The organism is Paenibacillus polymyxa (genome assembly GCF_018614975.1).
Classification (GTDB): domain Bacteria; phylum Bacillota; class Bacilli; order Paenibacillales; family Paenibacillaceae; genus Paenibacillus; species Paenibacillus polymyxa_E.
Map to the genome: position 1 here is coordinate 56033 of NZ_JAGGNR010000051.1, position 7836 is coordinate 63868.

Sequence of the window (7836 nt, forward strand, 5' to 3'; positions counted from 1 at the left end):
GCAGCAATGGACCGATACAATAGGTTTTGTAAGCGATTCCACATATGCAAGAAGGGGAGGAAATTCATTTATGATGATTACAAAAAAGTGGGTAACCCTGTTCTGCCTGTCCCTGTTATTGTTCGCTACAGCCTGTTCTGGAGGGGCCACCGATACACCAACTTCTCCTGGTGAAGCAAGTGGAAGTGAAGGAGATTCATCAGGCAAGATTGAACTGCGCATGACCTGGTGGGGATCACAGACCAGACATGAACTGACGACCAAAGTGATCCAATTGTTTGAAGAGAAACATCCGGGAATCACCATTAAGCCTGAATATTCCGGTTGGGACGGTTACTTTGACAAGTTGACTACACAGGTAGCCGGTTCGAATGCACCGGATATCATCCAGATGGATTACGCCTTTCTGACTGACTTTGCCCGGCGGGGTGCCTTGCTTGATCTGACTCCGTTTGCAGAGAGCAAAGAGCTGCGGACAGAGGATCATGATCAGAGCATGATTACAGCCGGTTCGATTGACGATAAATTATATGCGATTACCCTCGGAGTTAACGCACCAGGTGTCATATATGACGCCACCGTATTTCAGGAATTAGGTATCGAAGAACCACAAGAGAGCTGGACATGGAAGGATTTTGGGGATATTGCGACCCAGATTGCCGCAGCCAAAGGTGAGGGGTTCTATGGATCTGCAGACATTTCCGGTACAACGAACATGTTTGAAGTGTTTATCCGCCAATCCGGGAAAGGATTGTTCGACGGTGGCACAATGACTGCTACCAGCGAGGAGCTTCAGCAATGGTTCGATATGTGGAGCGCACTACGCGAGAATGGTGGAGTGACCACAGCGGAGATAACGGCATCCACAACCAATGCGCTGGAGACACGCCCGATCTCACTGGGCACAGCTGCCATGGACTTTGCATGGTCCAATCAATTGCTGACATTCCAGCAGGTGAACAAAAACCAGGATCATAAGCTTGGCATACAAGTGCTTCCGCATGGTGTAGGTGAAAAGCAAATCGGTGAATATCTGAAACCAGGCCAATTCCTCTCCGGTTATGGCAAAACCAAACATCCGAAGGAAGTTGCCATGTTCATTGATTTCATGGTCAATGATCCAGAAGCAACCGCTATTCTTGGTTCTGAGCGTGGTGTGCCGGTTAACTCAAGCATTCGTGAGCAGATGCAGCCAACGCTGCCGGAAGCGGAGCAAGTCATTTTCCAATTTATCGATACCGTATCGAAGCATTCCAGTGAGATTGATCCACCATACCCGCAAGGATTCGCTGAAGTGGACACAAGTTTCAAGAGCGCAAGCGAGCAGATCGCCTTCGGTCAAGGCAATACTCCAGATGTCATTGCCCAGTTTATTGAAGGAGCCAAGGCTACGCTTGGATCGAGTCAATAATGATTGAAACTGTCTCAGACTTCTAATTCTGCGGGGAGGTTGCGAAGATGACGACATCACAGGTCACTCAAGCCCGAATCGAGCGTGTAGCTACCCGGCGGGTCAAACGAAGATATGCGCATAATGGAGCAGCGCTTCTGTTCCTTGCCCCATGGCTTGTCGGATTGTTATTTCTCACCTTGGGTCCAATGTTGGTATCGTTATACATCTCGTTCACCGATTACAGTATCCTGGCCGCCCCTTCCTGGGTCGGTCTGGATAATTACACGACGATGTTTACATCGGATAAACTGTTTACCCAGTCGCTCAAAGTCACCTTCACATATGTCGCTGTATCGGTACCGGTCAAGTTGATCTTTGCGCTGCTGGTAGCCATGTTGCTCAATAAAGGGATTCGAGGGCTCGGTATTTACCGGACAGTGTATTATATTCCGACATTGCTTGGAGGTAGCGTGGCGATTGCCATGTTGTGGCGTAAAATGCTGGGTGGGGACGGGCTACTCAATAGTGTGCTTGCCATGGTGGGCATTAAGGCACCCGATTGGGTTGCTAATCCGAAGTATGCCCTGTACTCCATTGTGCTGTTATCCGTATGGCAGTTTGGATCATCCATGATTATTTTCCTGGCAGGTTTGAAGCAGATTCCACCTGAATATGATGAAGCCTCAGCGGTAGATGGTGCAGGTCCTCTGCGGAGATTCTTTTATATAACGTTGCCGATTCTGTCACCCGTCATCTTTTTCAATCTCGTGATGCAACTGATTACGTCTTTTCAATCATTCACACAGGCTTTTGTTATCAGTAATGGTAGCGGAGGACCAGTGAATTCAACCTTAATGTACTCTCTGTATCTGTACAAAAAAGGATTCTCATTCTTTCAGATGGGCTATGCTTCCGCGATGGCCTGGGTGCTGGTCATCCTGATTGGCGTATTTACATTGCTAGTATTCCGCAGCAGCAAGCTGTGGGTGCACTATGAGGATGGTGGGAAATCATGATTGGACAACGGAACTCTACAGCATGGGTTGTCAGCAAACATGTGCTGATCTCAGGCATCGCCTTTGTCATGCTCTACCCGATCCTCTGGATGCTGGGCAGCTCATTCAAACCGGGACATATGATCTTTACAGAGACCTGGTTTTGGCCACAGGAATGGAATTGGAAAAATTACATCAATGGCTGGTCGGGTATTCAGGGCAATCCATTCTCCCGGTTCCTGACCAACTCCGTCATCCTGTCGCTTGGTGCCGTGCTCGGCAATGTCATTTCCTGCTCTATGGCGGCATATGCCTTCGCCCGACTGAATTTTCGTTTCAAAGCCATCTGCTTCGGCCTGATGCTTATGACAATCATGCTGCCCCATCATGTGACGCTGATCCCGCAGTATATTCTCTTCAACCACCTGGAGTGGGTGAACACGTATCTGCCGCTTGTGGTGCCAAAATGGCTGGCGACCGACGCCTTCTTCATTTTCCTCATGGTACAGTTCTTCCGGGGATTGCCCAAAGAGCTGGATGAGGCGGCAACTATCGATGGATGCGGTCCTGTGAAAATATACACCAAAATCATCATTCCACTTGCTTTTCCAGCGCTGGTTACCACGATGATCTTTACGTTCTTGTGGACATGGGACGACTTCTTCAGTCAGCTGATCTACTTGAGTGACGTTAGCAAATACACTGTACCGCTGGGTCTGCGTCTGTTCCTTGATTCCAGTTCTCAATCCGATTGGGGTCCGATGTTTGCCATGTCGGTGTTGTCGCTGGTGCCATGTTTCATTGTATTTATCTTGTGTCAAAAGTACTTCGTGGAAGGAATCGCGACCTCTGGGCTCAAAGGGTAATTCCAAGACGAAACGAGTTGATTTTTCCATGGGGAAAGGAAGATGGTCTTCATTCATTGATCAAAAGCTGCAACAAAGCAAGCTCTCCACATTGATGGTGACTTGCTTTATTGCGTTTAACCTGTTGCTTGTCTCGGTTGTCGTCTGGCTGGCATATCAGTCTTTCTCAGCAGTCACCTTTGCCGAGATTAGCAAAGCACGCCTGGCTCTTCTGAACGAAAGCACACGTCGGGGATTTGATTTCATCACAGGGGTAACCGGAACTGCCTATTCTTTGGCAAGCAATCGGGAATTGTCCAGTCTGCTAGAAACGGCTGATACGGGCAGGCTTGCACAGATTCACCAGCGGAGAGAAGTCTCTCGAATTCTGGATCATACCATGGTCGTGAGTGAAGGCATTACTTCCATCGAACTGTACACGGATGTCTTTAATGAAGTGACAGTGACTATGGCTGATCGCATATTTCCGGTGGACACCATCGCACAACACGACTCTTGGTTTGCTACCCTGGAAAAGGCTGATGCGGCTTGGGTTCCACTGCGCGAGAACGAATCGGGCCAATCCCTGGTCGGATACGCCCAGCGGATTTTTGATAGTCGAGGCGGAACGGTTGCCTATGTGCTCATTCGACTGAGTAGGGCGGACATCGTACGCAGGTTTGCTGATGTACCCATGGTGCTTGATGGAAAAGTCCTGCTGGTAGATACGGCTGGTAATGTCGTAATGCAGATGGGGAGAGTTGATCCAGCGGGGGAGAATGAACGAGCGGATAGAAGAAATGAAGCGAGTGCAGTTCAAGAAACGAGTGAGGTTGTAAACCCATCTTCTTCTATTATAGATAGTGCATGGATTCAGAAACATGTCCAACCTGGTGAAGATGGATACGAAGTGGTTTCCGGCCAACCCGGTGGTGCTCAATTGGTGCTGTACTCCAGGCCAGCCATGCTTCAGTGGCGCCTTGTACAGACTATTCCGGTATATACACTGTTATCTCCGCTCAGACAAGCGGGCTGGCAGATCCTCGGCATCGCCGTGCTGGGACTATTATGCTCGGCTGTGCTGGCGTACCTGTTTGTAAGGCAGATCATCCGCCCTCTGCGACAATTGATCAAGCGAATGAGACAACTGGAGAAAGGGGACTTCGATACCCGGGTGCATCTTTCGTTTACGGAGGAATATGCCCACTTGGCATATGGATTTAATCACATGGCTTCACAACTCACGACGCTGATGGAGCAGGTGAAGGATGAGAGCCGGGCTAAGCGCGAAGCCCAGACGGGCTTGCTTGAGGCCCAGATCAAACCCCATTTTTTATACAACACCCTCGACATGATCCACTGGCGCGCACTTGATTACGAAGCCAAGGATATTAGTCGTATGATTGTGCAGCTCAGTAAGCTGTTACGGATCGGACTGAGTGGGGGGAGATTGTTTATACGGGTTCGTGATGAGTTGGAACATGCCCGTTGTTACGTTAACATCCAGTCAGAACGGCTACCGTTCTCTATTCAATATCAGGAGCAGATCGATCCGCGTATTCGCGGTTGTTACATTCCCAAGATCATTTTGCAGCCCTTTATCGAAAATGCCGTTATGCACGGACACCCTGAAGAAGGTACACTTCGAATTCAGGTGCATATGCACGAAGTGGAAGGCCCGCATGAGGATATCGTTATTCGTATCACGGATAATGGGCGGGGGTTGCCGGAGGGGTGGAAACTCGAAGAGACGTGTGGCATCGGTGTACGGAATGTACATCAGCGCATCCAGCTTTATTGTGGGAAGAGGTATGGCGTTAAACTGGGCGATAGAGAGTCAGGTGGCGTGGAAGTGACCATTGCGCTGCCGCGTATTGAGACCGACGAGCAATTAAATCTATGGCTGGATGGTGAGAAATGATGAAGACCATTATGCTTGTTGATGACGATCCTCATATTGTAAAGGCATTAACAGATCATATTGATTGGCCTTCTCTGGGCCTCAGCATTGCAGGCACTGCTTCCAATGGCTTGGATGCGCTGGACCTGTTTCACCGCATGCATCCAGATGTCGTTATGACTGACGTCTATCTACCGGGGATGACCGGGCTTGAGATCACACAGACGTTACGACGTGATCATCCCCACCTGCCAATCATCATTCTTAGTGGATATGACGAATTTGAGAACGCCAGGGCAGCCATGCGCTGGGGTGTGAATCACTTTTTGCTGAAGCCGGCAGAGGTTGAGGAGATTGAGTCTGTGCTGCGAGAGGTGCTACTGGAACAAGATGTGCGAGAGCGGCATGAGCGGCTGGAGCAGACGTACAAGCAGGAGGTCGGACGGGTACTACCGTATTTACGCAAACAATTTCTTCACGAACTGCTGACTACGCGATATCGGGCAGACGAACTGCCTAAAGAACGCATGGACTATATAGGCATTCATATGTACTCACAGACACGCGCCATTAGTCTGCAACTGAATCGCCCCGTATTTTTGACACGAATGAAAGAACGGGATTGGCAGCTTCTCCGCTATGGGGCGGCCGATATTATTCAGGAGACGGTGAAGGAGCAAACGGCGCGCATGAATGGTCAGGTAGAGATAGTTGATTATTCGGATCAGGTATTTGTGTTGCTTCTATTAGGAGATAAAGATCATCTGGAGGAATGCCTGCCACTCGTGGAGCGGATGATCAATCAGATCTTTACGTATCTGAAAATTGAAGTAAGTGCTGGAATCGGGAAATCCAAGAGTCACCCATGTGAGGTGATAGATTCTTATCTCGAGAGCAGGGAAGCGGTGGAAACAGCAGAGTTTCAAGGAGGCAGTCGTATCTACCACTATGAAGCATCAAAGGAAACAGAGCCCAATGTGACTGATTATTCATTATTGCTTCGTCAATGGAATGAGGCTTGGGCGGATATTCGACCTGACTTGGCGGAAGAGGTATGGCATCATATTTGCCTTTTGCTGAAAGAGGGGAAATGTGTTGGGATACAGGATGTACAGGTTGTGGCCGTCAGTCTGTTTGACACATTGATGCATAGCTGGAACCGACTTCACCCTATGTTAACGCCACCGCTGGCGATGAGTGATTTTCTGCGTGAAATTCAATCAAAATATGCGTTGTATGATCTGGTAAGCTGGATGGATCGTATTATCTGTAAATGGCTGGAACAGGTACGTAAGGAGATGGGCGAGAAGAAAAGCAATAAACTTATCGAGCAGGTGAAACAGTATGTGGAATTGCATTACGCCGAAGAGATTAGTTTTGAAGCGATAGCCAAGGGGCTGTTCGTACATCCGAAGTATCTGAGTCAACTGTTCAAAAGGGTGACCGGGGAGAATTTCGTGAGTTATTTGAACGGGTACCGAATTCAGAGAGCGTTGGAACTGTTGCAGTCGGGACATTACATGGTATATGAGGTGAGCGAGATGACGGGGTTCCGTAATGCGACGTATTTCAGCCAGGTGTTCAAAATGCTTACGGGCAAGAGTCCGTCTGAGGTGGGGTAGAGCGATACAGGTACAGTATTTTTAATAAAGTGGAAGAGGAGATATGGTTCTTATGAGGATCGATCAGCAGGAATACTACATTAAAGGTTTATCTTACTCCATTAGATCGGCAGAGGAAAAGGATGCTGAGGCATTGTCTTCACTACGTGTACAAATCGATGGGGAAACCGAGAACATGGATCGTGAAGAGGGCGAGGCGTATATCGACGCAGCCGGGTTTAGGCGGATCATCCATTTGGACACTGAGAAGTCACGGAATCTGTTCCTTGTTGCTGTAGTGGCGGGCGAGATTGTGGGATACTCCCGATGTGAAGGTACAGAGTTGAAGCGCTTTTGCCATAAGGTTGAGTTCGGCGTGTGTGTAGCCCGAGAATTCTGGGGACATGGGATTGGCAAGAACTTGCTGGAGAAGTCGATAGAATGGGCAGACCAGACCGGTGTTGAGAAGATGACGTTGAACGTGCTGGCATCCAACAAGGCAATCGGGCTATATCAAAAGTGTGGCTTTGGGATCGAAGGCATTTTGAAAAAGGATCGGCGACACGCGGATGGACAGTATCATGACACGATAGTGATGCGCAGGTGCAAAGAGTTATAGTATAAAAAGTGAAAAACACAATCTATATAAGTTCACAGTCTATGGAGTTTAAATAGTAGATTTGATGCCGACATAATAGATAGCAGTGTTATTGAGTAGATGTATTATGTTTCTTATCTTATAGAACGAATGTAATGATGTTGAATGAGTCTATTCACATCCTATTATTGAGATAGATTAGACCGGTGAGTGTATATAGGATATAGTAAGAGGATATTGCCATTGGAAAAGAGATTATGAAGAGATTGAATCAAATCATTAATTGGTTTGCATATGGCATATTTTACAAGTAGTAATTGTGTTGTGTATATGATATATTCTATCTCCGGCCAAAAAACAAGAGAAACAAAGTGCCGCAGGCAAAACTAATAAGCTTCGAAAGAAACTTAAAAAAAGAGCTTGCTAAGTTGGTTCGGAAGTGTTATGATATAAAAGTTGCTGAGGAGAACAATATTCGGCAACAAAATAAGTTTGATCTTTGAA

The 7836-nt window shown here is 47.8% G+C and carries 6 protein-coding genes; all 6 read left to right on the plus strand.

Features of this window, described 5'->3' with window-relative positions:
• Positions 1-70 precede the first annotated feature (70 nt).
• The 6 genes from J7E78_RS27125 to J7E78_RS27150 are packed head-to-tail and all read left to right on the plus strand — an operon-like array spanning position 71 to position 7353.
• Positions 71-1411 carry an ABC transporter substrate-binding protein gene (locus J7E78_RS27125; RefSeq protein ID WP_215079712.1) on the plus strand — a complete coding sequence of 447 codons (1341 nt, stop codon included), beginning with the start codon at positions 71-73 and terminating at the stop codon, positions 1409-1411.
• A 47-nt stretch (positions 1412-1458) separates the two neighbouring features.
• Complete coding sequence (locus J7E78_RS27130) at positions 1459-2409, plus strand: carbohydrate ABC transporter permease (protein WP_251035295.1); 951 nt, start codon at positions 1459-1461, stop codon at positions 2407-2409.
• Positions 2406-3254 carry a carbohydrate ABC transporter permease gene (locus J7E78_RS27135; RefSeq protein ID WP_215079714.1) on the plus strand — a complete coding sequence of 283 codons (849 nt, stop codon included), beginning with the start codon at positions 2406-2408 and terminating at the stop codon, positions 3252-3254. The genes J7E78_RS27130 and J7E78_RS27135 overlap by 4 nt, the downstream gene beginning before the upstream one ends.
• A gap of 28 nt (positions 3255-3282) precedes the next feature.
• Complete coding sequence (locus tag J7E78_RS27140) at positions 3283-5154, plus strand: cache domain-containing sensor histidine kinase (RefSeq protein ID WP_215079716.1); 1872 nt, start codon at positions 3283-3285, stop codon at positions 5152-5154.
• Positions 5151-6755, plus strand: coding sequence for a response regulator (locus J7E78_RS27145; RefSeq protein ID WP_215079718.1), 1605 nt, complete (start codon positions 5151-5153; stop codon positions 6753-6755). The genes J7E78_RS27140 and J7E78_RS27145 overlap by 4 nt, the downstream gene beginning before the upstream one ends.
• A gap of 52 nt (positions 6756-6807) precedes the next feature.
• Positions 6808-7353 (plus strand): GNAT family N-acetyltransferase, encoded by a 546-nt coding sequence (locus J7E78_RS27150; RefSeq protein WP_215079720.1) that lies wholly within the window; start codon positions 6808-6810, stop codon positions 7351-7353.
• Positions 7354-7836: the final 483 nt, after the last annotated feature.

Excerpts from the sequence above, each read along its gene's own strand:
- J7E78_RS27145 (WP_215079718.1), top strand. The coding sequence starts at position 5,151 with ATGATGAAGACCATTATGCTTGTTGATGACGATCCTCATATTGTAAAG.
- J7E78_RS27135 (WP_215079714.1), top strand. The coding sequence starts at position 2,406 with ATGATTGGACAACGGAACTCTACAGCATGGGTTGTCAGCAAACATGTG.
- J7E78_RS27130 (WP_251035295.1), top strand. The coding sequence starts at position 1,459 with ATGACGACATCACAGGTCACTCAAGCCCGAATCGAGCGTGTAGCTACC.
- J7E78_RS27150 (WP_215079720.1), top strand. The coding sequence starts at position 6,808 with ATGAGGATCGATCAGCAGGAATACTACATTAAAGGTTTATCTTACTCC.
- J7E78_RS27140 (WP_215079716.1), top strand. The coding sequence starts at position 3,283 with ATGGGGAAAGGAAGATGGTCTTCATTCATTGATCAAAAGCTGCAACAA.
- J7E78_RS27125 (WP_215079712.1), top strand. The coding sequence starts at position 71 with ATGATGATTACAAAAAAGTGGGTAACCCTGTTCTGCCTGTCCCTGTTA.